Genomic DNA, 24589 nt, shown 5'->3' with positions numbered 1-24589 from the left:
GATATCCATGACTACGCCCGTCCCCGTCAATGCCCTCGACCGCCACATCGGGCCCATAGCCCGCCAACTCGAAGAAGCCGCTGCCACGGCTATCGGCAGTGGTTATTACGTGCTTGGCCCGAACGTGAAAGCGTTCGAGAAAGAATTCGCGCAGTGGTGCGGAGCCCGGGACTGTGTCAGTGTCGCCAACGGTACCGAAGCGCTTGAGTTGGGTTTACGTAGCCTGGGGGTCGACGAAGGAAAGCGGGTGGGCGTAGTCGCCAATGCCGCCATGTACGGGACGACTGCAGTACTTGCTTGTGGGGCTGAACCAGTCTTTATCGACATCGACCCCGTTACATGCACCATGTCACCAGCTGCTCTGGAAGCCGAGCTAGCTCGAGGTCAGATCGACGTTGTCATCGTGACCCATCTCTACGGCAAGCTAGCCGATATGGCCGCCCTCACTAAGCTAGCGGAAAAAAATGGCTTCGCCATCTTTGAAGACTGCGCTCAGGCGCACGGCGCGAGCGACGCTGAAGGCCGCAAGGCTGGCACGTTCGGCAAGGCCGCCAGCTTTAGCTTCTATCCCACCAAGAACTTGGGCGCGCTAGGCGATGGCGGTGCCGTTACCACTAACGACCCGTCCATCGCCGATACACTTCGCAAGCTTCGCCAGTACGGTTGGACGGCGAAATACCGCAACGAATTGCTGGGCGGCCGTAATAGCCGCCTCGACGAAATCCAGGCGGCGTTCCTGCGCGTGATGTTGCCCTTGCTCGACGGCTGGAATGCGCGCCGCCGCGCTATTGCCAACCGCTATTCGCGCGAGATTAAGCATGCCAACATCGCGGTACCGCCAGTGAGTGGAGAGGATTTTGTTGCCCATCTCTATGTGGTGCATACCGACAATCGCACGGGGCTGCAGAAGCATCTCGCCGACGCCGACGTGAGCAGCGAGGTGCACTACCCTACACCCGATTACCGCCAGCCGCTGTTTGCAGGGCGCTTTGACGACATTGCGCTCAAGGCCACGGACCATTCGTGCTCGCATGTTGTCACTTTGCCTTGTTTTCCCGAGCTCACCGACGCAGAAGTGTCCCGAGTCATCGAGGCCTGCAACTCGTGGTAAAGCCGCGCTATTCGGTAGTGATCCCTGTTTACAAGAACGAGGGCTCCATCCCTGCGTTGCTTGTGGCTCTGGACGCGTTGGCCAGCGACCTTGAAGCACCGCTTGAGGTGGTCTTCGTCGTCGATGGCAGCCCAGATGCCAGTTTTGCGCTCTTGGAAAAATCTCTCCCGACGGCGACTTTCCAGGCTCGTTTGATATTGCTTTCGCGCAATTTCGGTGCATTCGCGGCTATCCGCTGTGGACTTTCCGAAGCGACGGGCGAGTACATTGGTGTCATGGCGGCCGACTTGCAGGAGCCGCCTTCGCTGATGCGCGAATTCTTTTCTGCATTGTCTACGAGACCTTTGGATGTCGTTTTTGGTAGACGTATCGGCCGCGCCGATCCAGGCCTCAGCAAGCTCGCTTCTACTCTATTCTGGGGCGCTTATCGCCGCTTGGTGCAACGCGACGTCCCTAGTGGAGGGGTCGATGTGTTCGCCCTGACAGCGCCGTTCCGTGACCGCCTCGTCGCCCTTGGTGAAGCCAACAGTAGTTTACTGGGGCTCTTGTTCTGGCTGGGCGGTCGCCGAGAGTTTATCGGCTATGCACGTCTGGAACGCGAACACGGCACGAGCGCATGGACTTTGAAGAAGAAGGTCACGTACCTGCTCGACAGCGTCTTTGCTTTCTCAGACCTGCCAGTGCGCATCTTGATGGGCGCCGGCATGCTTGGACTCGGCGTCGCCGTGCTTCTCGGCCTGGCAGTACTCATCGCCCGCTTCGCGGGCAGCTATGAAGTACCAGGCTATTCCATGTCGATGCTGGCGATCCTCTTTTTCGGCGCGCTCAATACTTTGGGTATCGGCATCGTCGGTAATTACGCTTGGCGTGCCTATGAGAACACCAAGCAGCGCCCCCTCAACATCGTTTCTCTGCAGCTTGATTTCCCCGGAAAACAACAATGAACTTCTACGTTCACGAAAAGGCACTTTGCGAGTCAACCACCATCGGCGATGGTACACGTATCTGGGCGTTTGCCCACGTGCTGCCAGGCGCACGCTTAGGCGCCGGCTGCAATATCTGCGATGGGGTGTTCATCGAGAATGACGTCGTCGTGGGCGACAGCGTCACGGTCAAGTGCGGTGTTCAACTGTGGGATGGCGTTACCTTAGAAGATAATGTGTTCGTTGGCCCCAATGCCACATTCACCAACGACCTTCGTCCGCGAAGCAAGGTCTACCCTGAAGCATTCCTGCGCACGGTGGTCGAGACCGGCGCATCGATTGGGGCGAATGCCACGATCCTGCCTGGCATCCGCATCGGCCGCAACGCCATGATCGGCGCAGGCGCAGTTGTCACTCGATCAGTCCCCCCCAATGCAATCGTGGTGGGTAATCCTGCCAAGATCGTTGGCTACGCCAACACCGGTACCGTCGCGACCGAGAAACTTCAGCCGCAAGGAACAAAGACAGGTATCCATCCGTCGTCCGTCCGCGGCGTGCAGATGCACACGTTCAATGCCATCGCTGACATGCGCGGTAGCCTTTCCGTTGGTGAATTTGAAAAAGAGATCCCGTTCGCGCCCAAACGTTATTTCCTTGTTTATGACGTGCCTACTGCCGAAACCCGTGGCGAGCACGCGCATTTTGAGTGCCACCAGTTCCTCATTGCAGTAAAGGGCTCGGTACACGTAGTGGCCGACGACGGCAAACAGCGCGAGCAGTTCGTACTCGACAAGCCAAACCTCGGCCTGTACCTGCCGCCCATGACGTGGGGCATTCAGTACAAATATTCCGAGGACGCAGTGCTGCTCGTGTTCGCCTCGCACTTCTATGATTCGGCGGATTACATCCGCGAGTATGGTGCTTTCATCGATCAGGTGCGTAACAACCACGCATGAGTATGCTCATGCTGCGAAAGGCAAGGGACTTGGTAAGTGGGTCCAGTTTCGTTCGCTTCCTCATCTCGGGCGGCATCAACACGGTTGCTACCTACGCCGCCTATCTCGCATTGCTGCAGGCCACTTCCTACAAGGTCGCCTACACGGTTGCGTACGTGTTCGGCATTGTCATCGCTTTCTTTATCAATCGCCTTTTCGTCTTTCGGACGCACCGCGGCTGGCGCTCACTGCTGATGTTTCCGTTTGTCTACCTTGCACAGTATTTGGCGAGCTTAGCCGTGGTGTTTGCGTGGGTCGAACACCTCAAAATGTCCGCAGCCCTCGCCCCATTGATTGCAATATTAGTCACAGTTCCATTGACCTTTATTTTGTCACGCTTCGTTTTTGGCAACGGCACTCTAGTCAACAAAGGTTAAGAAACACCTATCAGCCCAAGCAGCGTCTGAAATTTTAGTCAGCGTCACCTCGACGGCGCATAGCCTCGTATTCGTCGCTGCTGTCGACTCCCCTTAATTCAATGCCGGCTAAAGCTAGAGATCTGCGGTTGATGTTGATCACGGAACTCGGCGGGTGTTAGCTCGCCCAGGCTGTCGTGCGGGATCTGCTGGTTGTAGTCGGCCAGCCAGTGTTCGGTCTGCTCGCGCACCTCGCTCAACGTGCGGAACAGATGCAGGTCCAGCACACCGCGCCGGTAGCTGCCGTTAAAGCGTTCGATGAAACCGTTTTGCATTGGACGCCCCGGCTCGATGAAGTCCAAGGCGATGCCCTTGCGCTCGGCCCACTCGGCCAATGCCAATGCGACAAACTCAGGGCCATTGTCCAAGCGAAGTTTGCCCGGGTAGCCGCGCCAGGCCGCGACGCGTTCCAAGGTGCGGATGACGCGGGCGGCCGGAAGATTCAAGTCCACCTCGATCGCCAAGGCTTCCCGGCTGAAGTCGTCGATGACATTGAACGTACGGAAGCGTCGGCCATCCCACAGCGCATCGGACATGAAGTCGATCGACCATCCAGCATTGGGTCGATCACCGCATGCCAGCGGCTGCGGATGACGGGTCGGGCCCCGGCGCCTGCTGCGACGGCGTTGATTGAGTTTCATCAAGCAATACACACGCCAGACCCTTTTGTGATTCCACACGTGTTCGCGACGGCGGATGATCTGAAAGAGCTTTCCAAAGCCACGCTCGGGAAAGCGCTCGACCAATTCGGACAGCAGCGCAATGACCTCCTCGTCGCGATCGGGGAGGCGCCGATAGCGCGCTGTCGAGCGGGCCACGCCAACGACCGCACAGGCCCGGCGCTCGCTCCAGCCATGCTGCTCGACGAGCCAGGCAAGAAGCGGGCGTTTGTGCGCCGGGTCTACAGCTTTTTTGCGATGACATCCTTCAATGCGTGGTTTTCCATCGCAAGCTCGGCGTACATGCGTTTGAGCTTGCTGTGCTCGGTCTCCAGGTCGCGAAGGCGCTGCACATCAGCGGCCTCCATGCCACCGTACTTGGACTTCCAGGCGTAGTACGTCGCGTCGGAAATACCCAGCTCACGGCACACATCCTTGACCTGGCGGCCACCCTCAACCTGCTTCAGCGTGGCGACAATCTGACTCTCGGTGAACTTGCTCTTGCGCGTCGTTGGTCTCCTTGGTGGCTAGTGTGCCCGGAGACCTCTAACTATGGATGGACCAATTTTACGGGGAGTCGACAAAGATGCAGCTGCGGATGCGGCCTTCAAGCTGGAAAGCACTGCTTGACATAAGATGGCAAAATTCGTCGGGGGGTGAAAATTACTAAAATAGCAATAAGCAAACCAATGGCTGCGGCCAGATAACCGGGCCAAGCGGGCGGCCCCTTAAAATGAATGCGAACTTCACTATAACCCGCTGGAATCACCCAACTCCGAAGGCCTTGAGTGGTCGACGCCACCTGCCGGCTAGGCAGGCAAGAGGATGCCTTGTCGCAAGCATCGTAACTCCAGCCAGGCCAAGAGATTTCGTTTTCAACTACCAACGTAGGACTTGGCACATACAGGCGATATACCACTTCCGTCGGACTGTATCTTACGTATTGAACGTGCGCCGCATCTGTACGTCCTATAGCAGATGCTGTGCGGCTCTCCCGAGCAAGATGTGGCACCTGTCCTGCCTCATCAATATTTAAGAGTAAAAGTTGACCTGGCCGTCTTATAAATTCAAGCAGATCATCTTGACCAGGACCACCGAGTGCCTGGAGCAGGCCTGCATGCGGCAATGACATGCGAACATTGTCATATCCAAAGACACAATAGGTCCGCATATACCAACACCGGTTATATTTTTGGCTGTTACGATTTTCAACAGCCTCAGCCGCCGAATTCCCTATGACAAATCTTTGGGGGCGGTGTTCAATAGGCATGAGAGGACCGCGCTTGGCCCGAAATTCGTCAAAGGAGCCGCCTAACCATACTTTCTCAGCATCCAAACTCCACCCCGGAGCCCAAGGCGCGGACTGAGAATTATGAAAATCATAACCATCGCGGAAACAAAACAGCGTAGCACACAGAGCTAAGACGATCCCTGCGCCACGCCGGCGCCAAGCAGTCGACACGAGCGCACATAGACTACATAAAAGGGCACAAATTGCTATGGACCCCTGCATTCGACTAATTTGCGGAATCGACAGCCCAAGGCTGGACGCGCGCACAGAGATATAGGTAAAAAAAACCAGAGAAGCCAGCGAACCTATCAAAATTCGCCGCATCGTTAGCTCACCAGCTAACAACCGTGTCCATCCATTAGCTGCAACTGAAAGAATCCCTAAGTGCAGAACGGGTCGCCAGTCGGAGAGCGGAAACCTACTTACCGAAGCGCCAGGAATGATCTCACGGATAGCTGGATTACCAGCAGACAACATGCCAATTAAAAGCGCTACAAATATAATACATATTCCTGACCGCGTGGCAACGCTTCGCCAGCTTGCATATGCGCAGCCCCATAGCGCTAATGTCGGCAACCAAAGACTGCGCATCGTGATGTCACCGGGCACCTGCAGCTCGGCGTAAGGAGCAAATAGGGTCAACAGGTGAATTGGGCCAAATGGCTGACTAGGAAAATGCTCAAGATTCAGCCCCTTAGATCCATTCAATGCCAAAGGTAACCACTTTAGCAACGAGATGAACGAACCGGACACGACTGCCGTAACTACGGCCCAAGCATATCCAACTCGTCTTTGCCCTGGCTCAAGATGTATGTAATGCACGAGGCAACTGGCGGCGCAGGCATACACCATTGCAACCGTAACTCCTGGATAACCTGCTATGACTAGTTGTGAAGTGGAGAAAGCGGCCACAACCCAGCCAAAGCGCTTGGTTGTAATAGTTGGCAGCAGCCCATACAAAAGCCATGGAGCCCATGCCGCAGCGCGCACAATATCAACGTGCTCCTGGTTTGCGTAAAAAGTTGCACTGAAATGGTATGCAACACCCAACAACAAGGCGACGAGCCGATGCCCTGACAGGGCCTGAACGAATAGATAAGCACCAACAGCACCAAAGAGAACATGCAATATTTGGAATACGGTGGCCGCATGCACCGTATAATCGATACCCAAACTATGCAGAACCGCCAGTGGCATATACCAAGAGCCCGACTGGAGGGTCAGGAAAGCGGGGAAACCCATGTTAGTCCAAGGCAACCACGATGGCGGCGCCAAGACCCCACCGTTGTCGAACCAACCGTATGCTTGCGAGTGGTAGCCACCTAGGAAATCCCAGGGAAATGTGGCGTGGTTTGCGTAATGCTCTCGAAAGGTAACAAAATTAACTAGGACAAATAGTGCAATAGGTCCAATGTGTATCAACCAAGATGGGATGCTTTTAAACCGGAATGCCTTGCCCATTAATTCGGCACCCCGATCGAATTTAGCACGAACGACAACACGCGTTGGTCGCCTTGACCAGGGGTAGGATGAGTCTGACAACTGGATTTGAGTCCGACCTTAACAGGGCGACCCAGCTGATCAGCCGGTACCGGTAGCTTCAGAGAGAACGCGCCATCGTGCCGATGCTCAAGGCGCGCCACATCAACACCGTTTACAGAACCTTGAACGCCGCAAATTGCGTTTCCAAACATGGAAACATTTAAGGTCCCCTTGACTTCGACATACTGACCTGTTGCTTTCACGTAGGCTAACACTTTAGGTCCGGCCCATGAGTACACTCGCTGACCGTCTTTTTCAACACCATAGGTACCAACGACGCGATCTAAGTTGCCCGCTTCACTTGAGTACATCGACGGCAGACCATCCAGCATTTCGAGTTTTCTATTCATTTTGCGAATATATGTCATGTCAGGCAGGTCTCTCCCGTAATCATCCCTGGCACTAGATTCCTGGATGAATCGGTAAGCATAAATGCGGGAGAGCGTAACGCTACCTGCTAAGACACGAATAGAGAAGGCAGCTCCTGTAACAGCCTCAGGTAAAAACATGGTGATCTCTTTTGCGGCACCGCTAACGCGCATGCGTGCAGCCCTCTTACCAAGCGAGACTTCGATCTCGCCATCACCACCTGCGATCATATTCACTCGAACGTTGTCAGCGAAATTGACATAATGATCGCGAGAAACAGGGATTTGCTGGCTGATGGTGCCTCCATCACCTAAAGTAGCCGAGAAAGGTGCGGCACCTTGCAGTACAACCGTACCTTTGGTATCCCAACCCTTCATTCCGAGCGCGAAATCGGGGTTATATAACAGGTTGGCCCGGTAGTTCTGGTAACCCCATAGCGCATAGCCTGACGTAAACTGAAGGAGAGGCGCGGATAGCTCAGAAAGAAAATCACCCATCTGTTTCGGGTCTATCTTCGCATTATGAGCCATCTTAGGCGTGTTGTCGGTATACAACAGCTGTTCGACAAAAATATGGTTATCCGTGTGCTCAAGAATCTTTTTCTGGTTATAGACGAATCTAGCAATCGCGCTCTGGGCTGTATCGATCTCACCCTTGTTCTGGGCCCCCATTGCCGGCGCCCAATACGTCATGAGGTATTTTGATGACGGGACCGAATACGTCGCATTGTGCGAGTACCACGTTGCAATTTTGCCGTTCGCATAGATAGGGTCACTATCGACGCGTGCCTCAATACTCATGTTGGGAAGCACCTGCGCCGCACGCGCAAGCAAGCGTGACGAAAGCTGTTCGTCGAACCATGCGTACAGTTGAGTAAAATTGGGGTCTTTTGTTTGAGGCACGGGGTATGCCCCTAGCACTTTGCGATCCGCATCAAATCTTTTACGAAACGCCTCCGATGCATGCGAGGCAGCCCATTGATCAAAGCCAATAAGCTTAGAAATATGTGCCGATTCCTCTGGAGTTCTGCCAGACTGCGCCATATCTAGAACATGCCAGTAATCTTCCCATGAAAGAAAGTATCCTTTCGCACAAGAAGAAGTAGCTTCCCCAACCTTCGAAAGGTACCCAGTCCATGCCGGCTGTAGTTTGTCACTTGTAAACAACTCATTAGCACGTGCGACTGCTGGCAGCTGTACATCAGACGCGAAATCCCATTCGTACGAAACTCGGAAGTATGCGTCAAGCCCCGCAGTTTTCGCAGACTTACAAACATCGCGTAAACGACTGTACATTTGCTCATCGTAGCGGATCGGGTCCAAACCTGGCTGGAATTCACCCCAGGGAACCACGAACACGACGGAATTGAATCCGTCAGCACGCATGCGTTTCATGTCTTCACCAACACCAGTTAGATCTGAAGTCCAAAAGTTAATGGGCCACGCGTGACCAAAGTATGTAACAGCTTTGATGTATTTCGGCACCGCGGCACGCGCAACATTAGAATTTCCTTTGGACCCACACTCGCCTATACGCTCGCTGTCAGCCGAAGGCTCGCATCGCACTTCTTCCACCTTCACAGGAACTGCTGGCGCAATTGTTTTCCGGTCACCGGTAACTTTTGTAATGACAACACTGATAGTGTCTGGCGTCGAAAAGAGCTGGGCTGGCACTTTGACGGTGATCAAGTTATCGGAAATATCGGCACGAATATTAGTTCCGCCAAGGTTAACCCAAACCGTGCTTCCGTCCATAGGTTGATTCATACGGAACCACGCTGCCGAGCTACCATCCGGCTGCACGTTGAACGTGGCGCCAGCATCTATAGACTTGGGACCGTAATCGATCACAGCCAATTGCTGGTGGTGGGATTTCTGGTAGCAGCCCGCCACAACAGCTGACACCACTACCACAAGGCATATGACCGTTAACTTGGCAACAAAAAGGAGAAATTTCATGTGCGAATCCAATATTACCCACCCAATCCGTGTCGCATGGCGGCGAGGACTGATTGAGCAGAAAATTCTTTATTAATAAACGCTTGGCCGTCATAGGAGCGACGCAACCATTCAGGGTCGTTTTCCAATAATAGGTTTGTTGCAGCAGCAAATTCCTTAGGGTCGTCCGCAGCGTAAACAAAGTCACGAGTTGCCGATAATCCCTGCACACCAGTCGACGTTGTCACAATCGGTAGCCCGTAGCGCATTGATTCAAGTACCTTTCCCTTCATTCCGCCACCAAACCGTAAAGGCGCAATAGCAACGCGCGCCGACTCGTACATGGCCTCTAGCTGCTCATCGGAAACAAAACCAGTTACCTCAATGAACTCACTTGCCAGTGCCTTTACGTCGCTGGTCGGATTAGATCCGACCATTATGACATGGACATCGGGATGCCTTACCTGGATTAGGGGAAAGATCTCAGCTACAAACCACTTTGCTCCATCGACATTAGGTGGATGCCCAAAGCCCGCTACAAATAGGATATCGCGACGCAAACGGAGATTTTCCTGCACTCGCAATGGAACACTTTCATACGCGTAGAGAGGCACTGTTGTGGCCTTACATCCCACACCCGCCGAAGCAATCCACGAGTTCACATAAGCCGTCTCGATCTCGCTTGGGTAGTAAACCTCATGCATTTTTCGCCAAAGGCCCTCTTCAATTGTACGATAGTGCTCAAGATCAACTTGAAGTTCAGGCGACGGCTCCACCTTCATCTGCTCCGCAAGGCGCAAGTAATGGATGTCGTGACCATAGTAGAGACGGCGGGCTGGCGAGTACTGGATAACAGCGTCGATAAACTGGACGCTAATATGTGGACGACTGAGTATTACCGTGTCAATACTAGCACCATTTTCGGCGATCCATTTTTCGAAGCCACCGACATACTCAGCTCCGTACATCACGTCAACCCCAACATCCTGCAGCGGACGCGCATATGGAGCATCGTGCCACATGTTTTCTGGCCAGAACTTTACCGCATAGCCGTTTGCTATCAACAACTTCAATAATTGATACATAGCCCGCGATCCCGCGTCGCGATCTGGCTGTGGAATGTAGTGGTCAATGACCAGTATCACCTTTTTCAGGTGGCTACGATCGCGAGCAAGGAATGGCCGGTCAGCATTCTCTAGGTGATCTCGCTCTAGCACATCCTTCCAGCGCTCATAGAACTTCTTCTGGTTGTCCACCTGGAAAGCTTTAATGCCACCGCCCGTATCGGTACCGTGCGAGATTCCTTCATAGTGAACGACAACAGAGCGCGGCTCATACACTACCTTGCGCCCCGACGCACGCACCTTGAATGCCAAATCGGTGTCTTCAAAGTAAGCGGGCAGATATAGTTCGTCAAAACCACCGAAAGAATCGAACAGCGCCTTTTCAATCATGATCGACGCGCCGGAAATGTAATCCACCTCACGCGTATAGTTGTAGATGCTACGGGATGGGTCATCCAATCTTCCATAGTTCCACGCGCTTGCATCTTTCCAAACGATGCCACCAGCCTCCTGCAGGCGTCCATCTGGATAGATCAGCTTAGAACCTACAAGACCGCATTCCGGCCAGGATTTTGCCGTATTCACCAGCGCATCCAACCAGCCTTCGGTTACTTCCGTATCGTTGTTAAGGAAGTAGATATATCGGCCTCTCGCTAGGGACGCCGCATGATTGCATGAGCGCAAAAATCCTAAATTGATCGGATTTTCCGAGTAGCGAAGACCTGGCACCTGACTCAGCGCACCAATCTGCTCGTCGCCAGACGCATCCTCGACAACCAGAACCTCTATTGATACATACGGCAAATTTGCGTAGATCGATTTGACGCACGCAGCGGTGTGGTCGAGCCGCCCATACGCGGGAATAATGATACTGACTTCAGGTGCATCGACAATCTGGAATGCGACGCCCTCAAGCAACCGTGCAGGGTCGTCCTGAGTATGCATCAGCAGTCCCTCAGGCGGCGCTGGAGAAGCTGCGTCGCGCTGCATGAGGAAACGTTTCGCCGGGTTACGAACCAAATTTAGAATCGGCGATTGCGCCCAAGGCTTACCGCGTACGGATGCAGCGACGGCATTCCAATCCCCGCGCATGATCCGCATTGCAAAGCGGAGCGGCTTTGTCATGCGCCACGACTGAGACTTGACCACGGTGTCGTACTCTTCCCGAGCCAGCTCAACCTCAGTTTCAAGAGCACGGACCCGGTTTTCGGCGCTGATCAGTTCCGAGGATGACTGCGCAGCCAAAAACGCCTCGTCGGCCAGTTTGCGTTGTGTTTCAAGTGCGACCATTTCCCTGTCTGCCCAGATTTTGTCGCGCTGGGACACTTCGTTCTCGCGCTCTATAATGTCCTTCTCGCGCTGCATCGCCGCATTCCTTTCCGCGGACTGCCCTACCTCCATGTTGGCAATTAGATGCCTCAGCCTGGCGAGATCGGATTGCAACGCGCGCTCTTGATGCTGCAGCGACTCTACGAGTGTCAAAGCTCCCTGTTCACCGGCCAATGCCCGTTGGAGTTGCGTCTCGGCGTCCTCCACACGAAGCAATAGTTGCGCGTTGCGGTCCTCTGCCTCTGCCAGCTGGACCCTAACAGCATCCATCTCGTCAGCAGTCCGCTGATCCTTACGCTTTAACAAGCCATATTCACGGCGGAGCGTCACAAGTTCCAGCAAGTAAGCACCTAAAATTCCAGCATCAAGTCTGCCGTCTTGCTCGACCTGTAGTATGAGCTCATCCAAACTATTAGCGGCACGCAATACTTGCTCGTCCAAGCCCGAGGCCCATCGTGCAACCTCTTCGTGCTCGGCTACCAACGCAGCATGTCGCGTCCTGTCCTCCATGAGTTCCTGATCAAGGCCTTTGGCCCACGCTGCTACCTTCTCATGTTCGGCAAGCAGAGCATTATGGTGGGAGAGGAGATCGTTTAGCTGCTCCCGCACCTCTCTCGCTTCGATCAGTGACGTGACCAATGGCCCCTCTACTGTCGAAGTTGATGTAACAGGCATCTTTGCTTCAACCAGCAACTTGTACTCAAGCGAAGCCGGCCTGCCCGAGGCAGCACACTGAAAACGGCGCTCAAGAGCTATATATCGCTCAATATCTGCGACAGACGGCGCGAGCATGCCTCCACACTCACGCATCGCATCCGTGATGAAGTGCATCAGGTACAGATGTCGCTCATCATAAGGTCGAGCCACACTCACGCATGAAGACACCACTTCCAGCAGGCCTCGGAAAACAAGGTACCCGAGTGCCACGGGCTCAGCACTACGCCACTCCAGATCGATGAAGCAGAGCGACCCATCGGCCGCCTCCATCAGATTGTGCGGAACCAGATCAATCACGTCGCCAGGCAGCAATATTTCCGCGTTGTACTCGGAATTGACCAGCGCTCCCGGTTCCAGACCCACATGGCGCGCAACCGCCTCGAGCCAACGCCTTAACCATGGACCCACATCACCGATCTGCCATCCATCATGCAGCAGCATTTCGTAAAGCGAATCAGTTAGTGCGCACCCTGCCGCATAGCGCTCGTCTTTCGGAACGCATTCAAACCCGTCAACTTCACGCGCGAGGCCGGGCATAAGGAAGCTACGACTAACCCAAGGCTTCCTGTCACGCAATTCGAAGCGCGTGATCTTCGCAAATGGCCTGTCTCGTTCGGTGGATAAGTGATAACCAGCCACGTTACGATTTTCAGACCCAAAGACTGCCTCAGTCGTCTGCGTGTGCGCTACGAACAGAAACGAATTGGCCAGCTCCGGCAGCAATCCGTTGCGCGCGACCACATTCCAGACGCGGTCGACAGCAAACAGTGGCGGCCGTCCAATTTGAGGATCGCGCGTCACCGATGCAGCCGCAAGCGCAGCCCCATCATCGAATCCTGACACGGCTTTGCCATCTTTTGAAAACCAGATCGATGTCGGAAGTTTATAATCAGGAAATGGTAGCGCCACCGCGACATCGGCAAACCCTGCGAGACGCATCATTTCCTCTAGCTCTCGACGGCCATAGGTGCGCGCCCCGCTGCCTGCGTAAACCTCCTCAAGACCCAGCATGGGCCGACCCAGGTGATCCTCCGGCGCACCAGCGAAATACTTTAGGCCTAGTTGGTTTTCAATGGCAACCAACAATACACCGCCGGGCTTGAGCAGATTACGAGCGCAAGCTAACCAATGGGCTGCTGCGTCCGGCCGATCTGAAAAGCGCTCCGCATATTCGAGAACGCCGATTAAAGTGACTGCGTCAAATCGCGCCTCTGTTCTAAAAGCCTCAAGGTTCTCCACAACCAAGTGGACATTGGCGAGGTCCTCACAGCGCTTTTTCGCGACTCGCGCACGGCGTGGCGCAGGTTCCAACGCCACCACGTTCTTGGCGGTTTCGCCGAGATAACGCGTGATCGCCCCACACCCCGCTCCCACCTCCAGCACATCACCGCTGAGCAGCTCGGCCAATGGCCTAAGCAGATTGGCGCGACGTGGACTGAAATAGTACTTAGTCGGCCAGTCAGTGATGCAATTGGACAATTCGAGCGACTGAACACTTCGATCCGTACAGCCAGCGACTAGCTGATAGAGATTGTCTTCGACAGCGTCGCCGTCCGAATAAGACCACTCTGCTCCCAATCCGGCTGGCTGCCAGCAGTTGGATTTTTTATCAAACGTGTAGTGGCCAAGGCTGGTAGAGGGATCAAAAATCCGTGTCATAGAAGTTTCAAATTAGCTCGAAGGTCGGTGATCCCGATAAAGGGAAGAGTCGTCTCGACACACAAGTGAATTGCATCGTAACGCCGATCATGAGGAATGACCTCGCCATCTGTTTCACGGCTGGCTAGTCCCACGGAAATAAAGTAATCGCCGGCCGCACAATTTAGCTTAAGGCGACAAAGCGCGATCCCGGTCTTTCCGTCTTTCGCGAAGGCGCCTTCCACTGCCGCCATTTCAGTATTCGTCCCATATACCGTCAACCCCTCCTTGGTCTTCAAGGTAATACCCAAAATCGGCCTCACCAACTCGGCAGAGCAACGATAGCGCAGGTAGAGATCGATCTCTGCTCCTGCAGGGAGACTGGAAGGAAAAGATTGCCCCTGCGAAAAAAGAGCGAAGTCCAAAAACTCTGCTTTGCCGTCACCCCACCGATGCTCGTAAGGATTGAACGCGGGGCGTGAAGCAAAAAGCGCTTCGTTTCTCGTTCCGAAATCTGCATCGAATTGAGCCAATTGCTCGTCTAGCGGGGAGTCAAGCCCCTCTACCGCTGAGGGTGAAGCTTGAGATGTCGCCGCCTTTTGACGGCCGTACAACAGATCAAGGTATAAATTCACAACAGGGCGCGGAGCACCATCTTCGATTTTCTGTCCATGATCGATGAGAATAGCTCGGTCACAGTGAGTGACTACCTGCTCAGTTGAATGGGTTACGAGCAAAATTGAAGTTCCACGCTCACGTAAGGATTTCAGGCGAGCGAAGCACTTCGCCTGAAAGCGTGCATCGCCAACAGCCAAAGCTTCATCGACAATCAGCACATCGGGGTCAATCTGAGCCTGCACGGCGAATGCTAGGCGTACGGTCATCCCGCTGGAATAAGTACGGACAGGCTGATTAACAAAGTCGCCAATGTCGGCAAACTCCAGAATCGCATCAAGCCTGGCATCGACTTCTTGACGAGACAAACCTAGAAGAGATGCATTGAGATAGACATTTTCAAGTCCAGTAAACTCGGGGTTGAAGCCGGATCCAAGTTCAAGCAGTGCTGCAACGCGCCCATCTACCGATGCTGTCCCAGCGGTTGGCGTCACCGTGCCCGCAATAATCTGCAACAAGGTGGATTTTCCCGAGCCATTGCGCCCAATAAGCGCAACACACTCACCACGCTGCACGTGCAAAGACACTCCGTGCAGGGCCCAAAATTCCTTGAAGTAGCGGCGTTCACGCATTGGCACAAATTTGCCCAAGGCCGAAATCGCCATCTGCTTAAATCGATCTGAAGGCTCCGCGTATATTTCGTAGCGCTTGCTAACCTGATCGACGGTAATGACTGTTTTTTCAGAGGACATCTGCAAATCCCTTGCGCGTCGCCTTAAAACTCAACCATCCAAGCCATGAAATGACTAAAGACACCAGCAGGTACACCAAGACGTGCTCCGCCGACGGCAGCTTATCCCAAAGCACCGCATCACGGCCGGCCTCAACGACAAAGGTCAATGGATTGAGCATTTGAAGCCACTGATACTCCTGCGGCAGGCTGCTGCGCGGATAAAAGATGGGCGCCAAAAAAACCAAAGCAGTTGTAAGCACCATCATAATCTGCTGCGCATCGCGAAAATAAACACCCAACGCAGAGACCAACCAAGTAACCCCTGCAACCATTGGAAGAAACAACAACATGACAACCGGAAAGAACAATGCCGCGGGGGAGATCGAAGCACCTGTAAGCAGCATGGCGATCAGCAATACCAAAAAGCTGATCACGGCGTGAAACATTGACGTACCCACAACTACCCAGGGAAGAACCTCCAGGGGGAAGATTACCTTCTTTACATAATTTGGGTTAGATGTGATAAGCACAGGTGCTCGACTTAGACATTCGGAAAATAAATTCCCGAAAATCAAACCTGAAAACAAAACAACGGCAAAATGTGTATCGCCCGTTCCCGCTCCCGACCAACGTGACTTGAAGATATAGCCAAACACAAACGAGTAGATAGCCAACATAAGCAGGGGGTTCAAAAAAGCCCAGAGCGAGCCCCCCATAGATCCCCGGTACTTTCCAGCAATATCGCGCTTGCATAGCTCCCACACCAAGCGACGGTGACGCGAAAGTGACGCATACGGGGCAACTGGGCTTGAGCCCGTATGGACAGAACTGCCTAATCGGTTTGAACGTGTCATTTCAACGCACTATCCAGATCACTCCGCAAATCCCCCACATCCTCAACCCCCACGCTCAGCCTTACCAGTGCATCGCTGATACCAAGCTGGTCGCGGCGGGCCACGGGGATGGAGGCGTGCGTCATGACGGCTGGATGGTTCACCAGGCTTTCCACGCCGCCGAGCGATTCGGCCAGTGTGAACAGCTCGGTCTTCTCGCAGAAACGCTTGGCCGCGTCGAAGCCGCCCTTGAGGACGATCGAGACAATGCCGCCGAAGCCGGACATCTGGCTTCTCGCGAGCGCGTGCTGCGGGTGCGAAGGCAGGCCGGGGTAGATCACCTTCTCGATCGCTGGGTGGGTTTCCAGCCACTGCGCCAGCGCCAGGGCGTTTTCGCAGTGCGCGCGCATGCGTAGCGGCAACGTCTTTAATCCCCGTAGGGCGAGGAAGCTGTCGAACGGGCCTTGCACGCCGCCAATGGAGTTCTGCAGGAAGGCTAGTTGCTCGGCCAGTTCGGTGTTGTCGCCGACCACGGCGATGCCGCCCACCATGTCCGAGTGACCGTTGAGGTACTTGGTGGCCGAGTGCACGACGATGTCGGCGCCCAGGCTGAGCGGGCGTTGCAGCATCGGCGAGGCGAAGGTGTTGTCGACCACGATCATCAGGCCGTGCTTGCGCGCGATCATGGCGATGGCGGCGATATCGACCAGCTTGAGCATTGGGTTGGTCGGGGTTTCGATCCACACCATCTTGGTGTCGGGGCGGATCGCGGCTTCGAATGCGGCCGGGTCGGTCAGATCGACGAAGCTGAAATCCAGGCCGGCGGTCCGCCGACGCACGCGCTCGAACAGGCGGAAGGTGCCGCCGTACAGGTCGTCCATCGCCACGACGTGGCTGCCGGCATCCAGCAGTTCCATTACCGTGGAGGTGGCGGCCATCCCGGAGGCGAAGGCGAATGCACGCGTGCCCCCTTCCAGCGATGCAACACAGCGCTCATAGGCAAAGCGCGTGGGGTTGTGGGTGCGCGAGTACTCGAAGCCCTGATGCTCGCCCGGGCTGGACTGCGCATAGGTGGACGTCGCATAGATCGGCGGCATCACCGCCCCGGTGCTGGGATCCGGCGACTGCCCTCCATGGATCGCCAGCGTCGCGAGCGACAGTGCGCGCTCGCCATCATGGCTATTGGTGGTGCGATTGGACATGGAGGTTCCCGGAAAAAGTGGCGGATTGTAGCAAGCAGGTCTGAATGGCCGGTGCCGCGCGTCTCATCCGGGCGCGCGGCGCTGGCTGATCACTGCATGCGATCACTGCACGCGGCGGCGCAGGTAGTTGAGCAGGTCGATACGGGTGATCAGGCCCAGGAACTGCTTGCCGTCCATGACGATGGCAACCTGCCCGCGGTCGAACACCGGCAGCAGCGCTTCGATCGGCGACGCGACATCCAGGCGATCAAGCTTGCTGACCATGGCAGTGGAAATCGGGTCGCGGAAGCGCGCCTCGTCGCCATACACATGCAGCAGCACGTCGCTCTCGTCGACGATGCCGACCAGCTCGCCGTCGTCGATCACCGGCAACTGCGAGACGTCGTACAGCTTCATGCGCTGGTACGCGGTGGTCAGCAGGTCCTTCGGGCCGACCACGACGGTGTCGCGCTTGTTGTACGGGCGCAGGATCAGGTCGCGCAGGTCGCCGTGCTGCGGGCGCTCCAAAAAGCCGTTGTCCAGCATCCAGTAGTCGTTGTACATCTTCGACAGGTACTTGTTGCCGGTGTCACAGACGAATACCAACACGCGCTTGGGCGTGGTCTGCTCGCGGCAGTACTTCAGCGCGGCGGCCAGCAGGGTGCCGGTGGACGAGCCGCCGAGGATGCCCTCCTTGGCCAGCAACTCGCGCGCGGTGTGGAAGCTTTCCGCATCGCTGATGGAATAGGCCTTCTTGACGCGCGAAAAATCAGAAATATCCGGCAGGAAGTCTTCGCCGATGCCCTCGACCAGCCAGCTGCCGGACTTTTCACTGACCGTGCCCTCTTCGATGTACTGGGTCAGGATCGAGCCGACCGGGTCGGCCAGCACCAGTTCGGTGTGCGGCGAGGCGGTGGCGAACGCACGCGACAGGCCGGTCATGGTGCCGGAGCTGCCGCAGCCGAACACGATCGCGTCCAGCTGGCCGTCCATCTGCGCCAGGATTTCCGGGCCGGTGCCGAATTCGTGCGCGGCCGGGTTGTCCGGATTGCCGAACTGGTTGATGAAGTAAGCGCCCGGGGTCTCGGCGGCGATCTTGGCGGCCAGGTCCTGGTAATACTCCGGATGGCCCTTGGCCACGTCCGAGCGGGTCAGCACCACGTTGGCGCCCATGGCCTTGAGATTGAAGATCTTCTCGCGGCTCATCTTGTCCGGCACCACCAGGATCAGCTGGTAGCCCTTCTGCTGCGCCACCAGGGCCAAACCCAGGCCGGTATTGCCGGCGGTGCCTTCCACCAGGGTGGCGCCGGGCTTCAGGTCGCCGCGCTGCTCAGCTGCCTCGATCATCGACAGGCCGATGCGGTCCTTGATCGATCCGCCGGGATTGTTCGCCTCCAGCTTGAGGAACAGCTCGCAGACGCCGGTGTCCAGGCGCTGGGCCTTGACGATCGGCGTGTTGCCAATCAGTTCGAGTACGGAGGAATGAATCGCCATCGGGATATCGTCGCTGCGCCGCGCGGGCTAGACCGGTCATTATCCGACGAACCGGCGGGGAATGCTCATTCAGGCGTGAAGCGATTGCGCGCCCCGATGAACAAGCGTGCCCAACCGCCCTTGGCAGCATGCAACAACCGGCGCTGGCCAAATAAAGACGCGGACGGTGGCAAGCCGACGAGGAGGCCGCCACCGCCCGCGACGGTGAACTTGTTCTAGCGGTGGGGAAGGATCAGTGCGTGAGCTGGTCGTACATCCGGGTGAGCTTTTCTTTGGCCTGCAACTTCTCGCGTTTCATCTGGCCCAAGGTCACGTCGTCGATGGGGAGCACCCCAAGTTCGGCATCCATGCATTTCTTGTTCAAGAGCTTGTGGCGTTGGTACAGCTGCTTGAACTCGGGATCGGACTTGATCAATGCGTCGATTTCGGTCTGCGGTTGCCCTTCGAACATGGCGTTACCTCCTTCACTTAAAACAAGAACGCCCCGGCCGCGGGCGGCACGGGGCGCTGCTTGGGGATGGAAGACCCACGAGTCACGGTGGCAAAGGGGACAACGGCACACGCGCTGGCGAGACCACCTGCTCTTCCACCACGTTGCGTCGCTGCGTGCCCTTGCGTCACTGGCCCGGCCCTCCGTACTTCCAGGCAGCGGAGTTGCTGCCTGGAAGTACGACCCTACGCCGGTCGCGCAGGGGGTTCAAGGCCGAAAGGGCCGCTCCGCCGCTTCTTGGCGTCAATCAGTGACTGCGGTTCAACCGGGCGTCATGCCGGAGTTAAAAGACCTTAACTTCCAACCACTTGCCATCAGGGCGCGACAACGACCTCGGCCGCCCGCGTCTTGCTGGCGGCACCCTTGGCGCCGGTGACCTGCAACCGCGACGCAGCCACCCCGCCGGCCACCAACGCATCGCGTACCGCCTCGGCACGCTTCTTGGCCGTGGCCGCGTCGTTGTCGAAGCCAACGATGCTGACCCGGCCCTTCTTGCCGATGTTCAGGTATTCGGCCAGGGCCTTGGCCTGCCCGGCGGCATCGCCGGACAACGCCGACTTGCCACCGAAGGCACCGCTCCCCAGCGAAAAGACCTCGCCGCGGCTATCGAACTTGGCAGCCGGCAACTTGGCCCCGGCCACCAGTTCGGCCTCCTCGTGTGCCAGCTGCACGGCCTTCTGCTGGGCCGCATTGAGCTTGGCGGTCTGCTTACCGGCCACGCTGGTCAAGGCCAGCTCGGCGTCCTGCCGGGCCAGGGTCTCCTGTTCGGCGGCCTGACGCATGCGCTCGGCCTCTTCGGCCTGGATCTGCGCCTGCACGCGCAGGCGCTCGGCCTCCTGGCGCGCACGCGAGGCATCGCGGCGGCTGGCTTCGATCAGCAAATCATTACGGGTGCCTTCCAGCCGATCCAGCTCACGCCGCGCCAATGCGGTGCGGGCGGTGAGCTCGGCAATTTCAACCCGGCGGTCAGCCAGGAACACCAGCTCGTCGCGGTCGCGGCGCTTGGCCTCGGCCAGTGCGGCCACGCTTTGCTGGGCCTGCAGCCGCTCGAAGCGGGCCAGGTCGCTGGTCTGCGGGTCGTTCTGCAGCGCGGCCAGGCGCCGGTTGAGCGCGTCAGCCTGCGGGTCGTCCTTGGCCGCCATCGCCAGCGGCGGCAAGCTGGCCAGGCTCAATACGCCGATGTAGAGCAGTGGGCGCAGTTTCATCGGCCACCCTCCCCGGTGTTGAGGCTGTTCTGCAACTGCGCCACTTCCCGCTTGCGCTGTTCCAGCTGGGCGGTGACCACCGCCTCCTCGCTGCGGGCCTTGGCCAGATCGGCGTCGGCGGCAGCACGCAGGGCGATCTGCGGCACCTGCTTGCGCTGACGCTTGTCCAGTTGCGCCTGCTGGGCCTGCATCAATTCCTGGCGGGCCAGGTTGACCAGATCCGGGGCGTATTGGTCGGCATCGGCCTGGGTGGCGCGTTGCACCGCCTGTTCGGCGGCGGTGAGCTCCGGGGCCACCTGAGCGGCGGCCGGAGAGGAAAGAACCATGAAGCAGGCGATGCCGTACAGGGATCGCCGCAAGTATGCGAAGCTAGCCGTCATTAGGGGAGCCGTAGCGAGGAAGTCTCGAGCACGGCCATTGTCGGAAGCCTGCGGCGGACTTGCAACGAGACGCTGCTGTTTGTTGGGGAACCATTGCGCATGGATATCGGCTACTTCCTGAAGCTGATGACCGAAAAGAATGCCTCGGACATGTTCTTGACCACCGGCGCGCCGGTGTACATCAAGATCGAAGGCAAGCTCTACCCGCTCGGCAATACGGGGTTGCCGCCGGGAATGGTCAAGAAAATCGCCTATTCCTTGATGGACGAGGGCCAGGTGCCGCAGTTCGAGCGCGAGCTCGAGCTCAACATGGCCATCGCCCTGCCCGACGCGGGCCGCTTCCGCGTCAACGTGTTCAAGCAGCGCGGCGAAGTGGGCATGGTGATCCGTGCCATCCGCAGCCGCATCCCGAGCATCGAAGAGCTCAACCTGCCGCAGGTGCTCAAGGACGTCATCATGACCCCGCGCGGGCTGGTGCTGGTGGTGGGGTCCACCGGCTCGGGCAAGTCGACCTCGCTGGCCTCGATGATCGACCACCGCAACAGCACCACCACCGGGCACATCCTCACCATCGAGGACCCGATCGAATATCTGCACAAGCACAAGATGTCGATCGTGAACCAGCGCGAGGTGGGCCTGGACACACACGCCTTTCAGAGCGCGCTGAAGAACGCGATGCGCGAGGCGCCGGACGTGATCCTGATCGGCGAGATCCTGGACGCCGAGACCATGGAGGCGGCCATCGCGTTCGCCGAAACCGGCCACCTGTGCCTGGCCACGCTGCACTCCAACAATGCCGACCAGACCATCGAGCGCATCCTCAATTTCTTCCCCGAGAGCGCGCACAAGAACGTGCTGATGAATCTGGCGCTGAACCTGCGCGCGGTGGTGTCGCTGCGCCTGGTCAAGGGCGTGGACGGACGCCGCCGGCCGGCGACCGAAGTGCTTCTCAACACGCCGATGATCCGCGACTTGCTGCGGCGCGGGCAGGTGCACGAGGTCAAGCAGGCGATGGAAGAGTCGCTGGAAGAAGGCATGCAGACCTTCGACCAATGCCTGTTCCGGATGGTCAAGACCGGTGAGATCGAGCAGGAAGAGGCGCTGCGCGCGGCCGATTCACGCGATGGCCTGGCGCTGAAATTCCGCCTGTCGGAGGGTGGCTCGGGCGAGCACGACCCTTACGCGGATTACGAAGCGGCGGCTTCGCCGAAGATCAGTCACGGGTTCATCTGATCAGTCTGGCTGCGATGGCCGGTCATTGCAGCGCTCGGGTTGCCGGCTCCTGAAATGTCAGGGCGGACGCTGCGACGAGCCCCTCGTTCGCGATGCCGATGCGACGAGCGCCCTCATCCGGCGCTGCGCGCCACCTTCTCCCGCATGCGGGAGAAGGGACAACAGTGAAGTGCCTTGGCGCTGGCGCTTTGAAACGTACGGCTTTGCGTCGCAACTTCATCCAGCATCGCAACGGCCCGGTTCGAATCAGACGCCCGGCCTGCCCTTCTCCCGTGCCGCGGGAGAAGGGACACCAGTGAGCGTGCGGTGCCTTGGGGCTTGCGCTTTGAACCGTACAGCTTTGCGTCGCAACATCAACCAGCATCGCAACGGCCCGGATCTGGCCAGACGCCCGGCTTTCCCTTCTCCCGTCCCACGGGAGAAGGTGCCCGAAGGGCGGATGAGGGCCTCGATGCGCAGCCCTCACGCCACCGCATCCACCTGCATCTCCGGCCGTGCCGCGTCGAAGGCCGGTAACGCCAGGCAGGCCTGTTCGATGCGCTGCAGGGTCGGATACGGGGCCAGATCGACCTCGAACCGGTGCGCGTTGTAGAGCTGCGGGATCAATACCCCATCGGCCAGGCCTGGCACATCGCCATGACAGAAGCGGCCAGTGAGCGGGTCGCGTGCCAGCTGCTGTTCCAGTGCGGCAAAGCCGCGCTCCATCCAGTGCCGCGTCCAGCGCTGGCGCTGCGCTGCATCCAGCGCGATCTCGCGCTCCAGCAACTGCATGACGCGCAGGTTGTTGAGCGGATGCACATCGCAGGCAATGACCTGCGCCAGCGCACGCACGCGGGCGCGCTCGGCAGGCGCTGCCGGTAGCAGACGAGGCGTCTCGGGGAAGGCATCTTCCAGATACTCCAGGATCGCCAGCGATTGCGCGATCACCACCGGGCCATGCCGCAGGGTGGGTACCAGTTCCTGCGGATTGAGCTGCGCATAGTCCGGCGCATGCTGTTCGCCACCGCCGCGCACCAGATGCACCGGATGCGCACGATAGTCCAACGCCTTCAGGTGCAGGCCGATGCGCACGCGATAGGCAGCACTGGAGCGCCAGTACGAAAACAGCTCCAGCGGCATGCTCATGCGCGGCCGCCGGTGGCGACATCACGCGACGCGGCAACGCAGCTCACGGCAGCGGCTGCCGTTCGACGCGCTGCTCGATCGCCCCGAAGATGCTGGCGCCGTCGGCCGCGAACATCTCGATCCGCACCACGTCGCCGAAGGCCATGAACGGCGTGCTGGGCTTGCCGTCGCGCAGGGTCTCGACCACACGCTGTTCGGCAAAACACGAGGCACCCAGGCTGGTGTCCTGGTTGGCAATCGTGCCAGAGCCGACGATGGTGCCGGCCGACAACGGGCGGGTCTTGGCGGCATGGGCGATCAGCTGGGCGAAGTCGAACTGCATGTCGTTGCCGGCTTCCGGCGCACCGAACCAGGTGCCGTTGACGTGGGTCACCAACGGCAGATGCACCTTGCTGTCGCGCCAGGCATCGCCCAGCTCGTCCGGGGTCACGAAAACCGGCGACAGCGCCGAGCGCGGCTTGGACTGCACAAAACCGAAGCCCTTGGCGAGCTCGGCCGGAATCAGGTTGCGCAGCGAGACATCGTTGACCAGGCCGACCAACTGTATGTGCCCAGCCGCCTGCTCGGGCGAAGCGCCCATCGACACGTCATCGGTGATGACCACCAGCTCGGCTTCCAGGTCGATGCCGTGCTCTTCGCTGATCGCCTTGATGGCATCGCGCGGGCCGTAGAAGCCGGCGCTGGTGGCCTGGTACATCAACGGGTCGGTGTAGAAGCTCTCCGGCACCTCGGCGTTGCGCGCGCGGCGTACGCGCTCCACGTGCGGCAGGTAGGCACTGCCGTCGACGAATTCGTAGGCGCGCGGCAGCGGCGCGGCCAGGGCCTGCATATCCAGATCGAACACGCCGTCGGCGCTGCCGTCATTGAGCGAGGCCGACAAGGCATTCAGCCGCGGCGCGACATTGCTCCAGTCCTCCAGCGCGCGCTGCAGGGTCGGCGCGATGCCGGTGGCGCGGACTGCCTTGCCAAGGTCGCGGGAGACCACGATCAGGCTGCCGTCGCGGCCGCCTTCCTTCAGGGAACCTAGCTTCATGACCTTCCTGCTGCAGTGACGGATCGGCCGATTGTACGACCTGCCGCGGCATCCGTTACACCTGAAACAACTGAGCCGCAGCACAACCGCACTACGTGAATTTTGTGCAGCGCGCCAAACCCGCGTACACTTGCCGGGTCTGCATGCGGCCGTCCGTTTCCCTTTGGGACCGCCGGCGAGGCCAGGATCGATCGATCCGCTCGCCCGCCCCACCCGACGCCTTTCGTGGTGCCGACAAACCCATCGCTCTTTGATCGGGTTGTTCCACCATCTCGC

At 57.9% G+C, this 24589-nt stretch carries 18 protein-coding genes; 5 read left to right on the top strand and 13 right to left on the bottom strand.

Features of this window, described 5'->3' with window-relative positions; translation table 11 throughout:
• The first annotated feature begins 7 nt into the window (after window positions 1-7).
• Genes ABQZ09_RS07010 through ABQZ09_RS06995 form a run of 4 tightly spaced genes read left to right on the top strand, consistent with a single transcriptional unit; the run spans window position 8 to window position 3406 of the window.
• Window positions 8-1111: a DegT/DnrJ/EryC1/StrS family aminotransferase gene (locus ABQZ09_RS07010; RefSeq protein WP_039419846.1), complete on the top strand. Its 1104-nt coding sequence runs from the start codon at window positions 8-10 to the stop codon at window positions 1109-1111.
• The gene (locus ABQZ09_RS07005; protein WP_349776478.1) at window positions 1105-2055 is read left to right on the top strand and encodes a glycosyltransferase; all 951 of its coding nucleotides are present in this window, start codon (window positions 1105-1107) and stop codon (window positions 2053-2055) included. The genes ABQZ09_RS07010 and ABQZ09_RS07005 overlap by 7 nt, the downstream gene beginning before the upstream one ends.
• Entirely contained in the window at window positions 2052-2990 is a 939-nt protein-coding gene (locus ABQZ09_RS07000) for a WxcM-like domain-containing protein (protein WP_047692973.1), read from the top strand. Before ABQZ09_RS07005 ends, ABQZ09_RS07000 begins: the two co-directional genes overlap by 4 nt.
• Window positions 2987-3406 (top strand): GtrA family protein, encoded by a 420-nt coding sequence (locus tag ABQZ09_RS06995; RefSeq protein ID WP_349776477.1) that lies wholly within the window; start codon window positions 2987-2989, stop codon window positions 3404-3406. The genes ABQZ09_RS07000 and ABQZ09_RS06995 overlap by 4 nt, the downstream gene beginning before the upstream one ends.
• Window positions 3407-3504: 98 nt before the next feature.
• On the opposite strand, the gene ABQZ09_RS06990 is transcribed toward ABQZ09_RS06995, so the two are convergent.
• From ABQZ09_RS06990 to ABQZ09_RS06940, 11 genes are all read right to left on the bottom strand, one after another.
• A protein-coding gene (locus tag ABQZ09_RS06990; protein WP_349776549.1) for an IS3 family transposase occupies window positions 3505-4583 on the bottom strand; the annotation gives its coding sequence in 2 pieces (ribosomal slippage) (window positions 3505-4352 and window positions 4352-4583; 1080 coding nt in all).
• 128 nt (window positions 4584-4711) lie between these two features.
• Entirely contained in the window at window positions 4712-6637 is a 1926-nt protein-coding gene (locus ABQZ09_RS06985) for a putative glycosyltransferase family protein (protein WP_349776476.1), read from the bottom strand.
• A gap of 218 nt (window positions 6638-6855) precedes the next feature.
• The gene (locus ABQZ09_RS06980; RefSeq protein ID WP_349776475.1) at window positions 6856-9264 is read right to left on the bottom strand and encodes a hypothetical protein; all 2409 of its coding nucleotides are present in this window, start codon (window positions 9262-9264) and stop codon (window positions 6856-6858) included.
• A gap of 14 nt (window positions 9265-9278) precedes the next feature.
• Window positions 9279-14012, bottom strand: a complete 4734-nt coding sequence (locus tag ABQZ09_RS06975; protein WP_349776474.1) for a glycosyltransferase — start codon at window positions 14010-14012, stop codon at window positions 9279-9281.
• A complete protein-coding gene (locus ABQZ09_RS06970; protein WP_184555963.1) occupies window positions 14009-15358 on the bottom strand; it encodes an ABC transporter ATP-binding protein in 1350 nt (449 codons plus the stop codon). The genes ABQZ09_RS06975 and ABQZ09_RS06970 overlap by 4 nt, the downstream gene beginning before the upstream one ends.
• Window positions 15348-16193 carry an ABC transporter permease gene (locus ABQZ09_RS06965; protein ID WP_184555960.1) on the bottom strand — a complete coding sequence of 282 codons (846 nt, stop codon included), beginning with the start codon at window positions 16191-16193 and terminating at the stop codon, window positions 15348-15350. Before ABQZ09_RS06965 ends, ABQZ09_RS06970 begins: the two co-directional genes overlap by 11 nt.
• Window positions 16190-17374 (bottom strand): cystathionine gamma-synthase, encoded by a 1185-nt coding sequence (locus tag ABQZ09_RS06960; RefSeq protein ID WP_349776473.1) that lies wholly within the window; start codon window positions 17372-17374, stop codon window positions 16190-16192. Before ABQZ09_RS06960 ends, ABQZ09_RS06965 begins: the two co-directional genes overlap by 4 nt.
• A 102-nt stretch (window positions 17375-17476) precedes the next feature.
• Window positions 17477-18847, bottom strand: a complete 1371-nt coding sequence (locus ABQZ09_RS06955; RefSeq protein ID WP_349776472.1) for a pyridoxal-phosphate dependent enzyme — start codon at window positions 18845-18847, stop codon at window positions 17477-17479.
• Window positions 18848-19079: 232 nt separating this feature from the next.
• Window positions 19080-19298, bottom strand: coding sequence for an HP1242/YdcH family protein (locus ABQZ09_RS06950; protein ID WP_005991804.1), 219 nt, complete (start codon window positions 19296-19298; stop codon window positions 19080-19082).
• A gap of 353 nt (window positions 19299-19651) precedes the next feature.
• Complete coding sequence (locus ABQZ09_RS06945) at window positions 19652-20542, bottom strand: hypothetical protein (RefSeq protein WP_349776471.1); 891 nt, start codon at window positions 20540-20542, stop codon at window positions 19652-19654.
• Entirely contained in the window at window positions 20539-20922 is a 384-nt protein-coding gene (locus ABQZ09_RS06940; RefSeq protein ID WP_166744243.1) for a DUF4398 domain-containing protein, read from the bottom strand. Before ABQZ09_RS06940 ends, ABQZ09_RS06945 begins: the two co-directional genes overlap by 4 nt.
• A 99-nt stretch (window positions 20923-21021) precedes the next feature.
• On the opposite strand from ABQZ09_RS06940, the gene ABQZ09_RS06935 reads away from it, so the two are divergent.
• Entirely contained in the window at window positions 21022-22155 is a 1134-nt protein-coding gene (locus ABQZ09_RS06935) for a PilT/PilU family type 4a pilus ATPase (RefSeq protein WP_039403605.1), read from the top strand.
• 462 nt (window positions 22156-22617) lie between these two features.
• On the opposite strand, the gene maiA is transcribed toward ABQZ09_RS06935, so the two are convergent.
• Both maiA and ABQZ09_RS06925 read right to left on the bottom strand, forming a co-directional pair.
• Window positions 22618-23280: a maleylacetoacetate isomerase gene (gene maiA / locus ABQZ09_RS06930; protein ID WP_349776470.1), complete on the bottom strand. Its 663-nt coding sequence runs from the start codon at window positions 23278-23280 to the stop codon at window positions 22618-22620.
• Between the two features lie 43 nt (window positions 23281-23323).
• A complete protein-coding gene (locus ABQZ09_RS06925; protein WP_349776469.1) occupies window positions 23324-24313 on the bottom strand; it encodes a fumarylacetoacetate hydrolase family protein in 990 nt (329 codons plus the stop codon).
• Window positions 24314-24589 lie beyond the last annotated feature (276 nt).

The sequence above is a fragment of the Xanthomonas sp. WHRI 6106 genome, from assembly GCF_040202405.1.
GTDB lineage: Bacteria > Pseudomonadota > Gammaproteobacteria > Xanthomonadales > Xanthomonadaceae > Xanthomonas > Xanthomonas cannabis.
Note: the sequence above shows the minus strand (reverse complement) of the source record. Positions and strands in the feature narration are given on the sequence as shown.

Bases quoted from the DNA above. Each gene is read 5' to 3' on its own strand.
- ABQZ09_RS07010 (WP_039419846.1), top strand. From the start codon at position 8: ATGACTACGCCCGTCCCCGTCAATGCCCTCGACCGCCACATCGGGCCC.
- ABQZ09_RS07000 (WP_047692973.1), top strand. From the start codon at position 2,052: ATGAACTTCTACGTTCACGAAAAGGCACTTTGCGAGTCAACCACCATC.
- ABQZ09_RS06995 (WP_349776477.1), top strand. From the start codon at position 2,987: ATGAGTATGCTCATGCTGCGAAAGGCAAGGGACTTGGTAAGTGGGTCC.
- ABQZ09_RS06985 (WP_349776476.1), bottom strand. From the start codon at position 6,637: ATGGGTTTCCCCGCTTTCCTGACCCTCCAGTCGGGCTCTTGGTATATG.
- ABQZ09_RS06980 (WP_349776475.1), bottom strand. From the start codon at position 9,264: ATGAAATTTCTCCTTTTTGTTGCCAAGTTAACGGTCATATGCCTTGTG.
- ABQZ09_RS06975 (WP_349776474.1), bottom strand. From the start codon at position 14,012: ATGACACGGATTTTTGATCCCTCTACCAGCCTTGGCCACTACACGTTT.
- ABQZ09_RS06970 (WP_184555963.1), bottom strand. From the start codon at position 15,358: ATGTCCTCTGAAAAAACAGTCATTACCGTCGATCAGGTTAGCAAGCGC.
- ABQZ09_RS06965 (WP_184555960.1), bottom strand. From the start codon at position 16,193: ATGACACGTTCAAACCGATTAGGCAGTTCTGTCCATACGGGCTCAAGC.
- ABQZ09_RS06960 (WP_349776473.1), bottom strand. From the start codon at position 17,374: ATGTCCAATCGCACCACCAATAGCCATGATGGCGAGCGCGCACTGTCG.
- ABQZ09_RS06955 (WP_349776472.1), bottom strand. From the start codon at position 18,847: ATGGCGATTCATTCCTCCGTACTCGAACTGATTGGCAACACGCCGATC.
- ABQZ09_RS06950 (WP_005991804.1), bottom strand. From the start codon at position 19,298: ATGTTCGAAGGGCAACCGCAGACCGAAATCGACGCATTGATCAAGTCC.
- ABQZ09_RS06945 (WP_349776471.1), bottom strand. From the start codon at position 20,542: ATGAAACTGCGCCCACTGCTCTACATCGGCGTATTGAGCCTGGCCAGC.
- ABQZ09_RS06940 (WP_166744243.1), bottom strand. From the start codon at position 20,922: ATGACGGCTAGCTTCGCATACTTGCGGCGATCCCTGTACGGCATCGCC.
- ABQZ09_RS06935 (WP_039403605.1), top strand. From the start codon at position 21,022: ATGGATATCGGCTACTTCCTGAAGCTGATGACCGAAAAGAATGCCTCG.
- maiA (WP_349776470.1), bottom strand. From the start codon at position 23,280: ATGAGCATGCCGCTGGAGCTGTTTTCGTACTGGCGCTCCAGTGCTGCC.
- ABQZ09_RS06925 (WP_349776469.1), bottom strand. From the start codon at position 24,313: ATGAAGCTAGGTTCCCTGAAGGAAGGCGGCCGCGACGGCAGCCTGATC.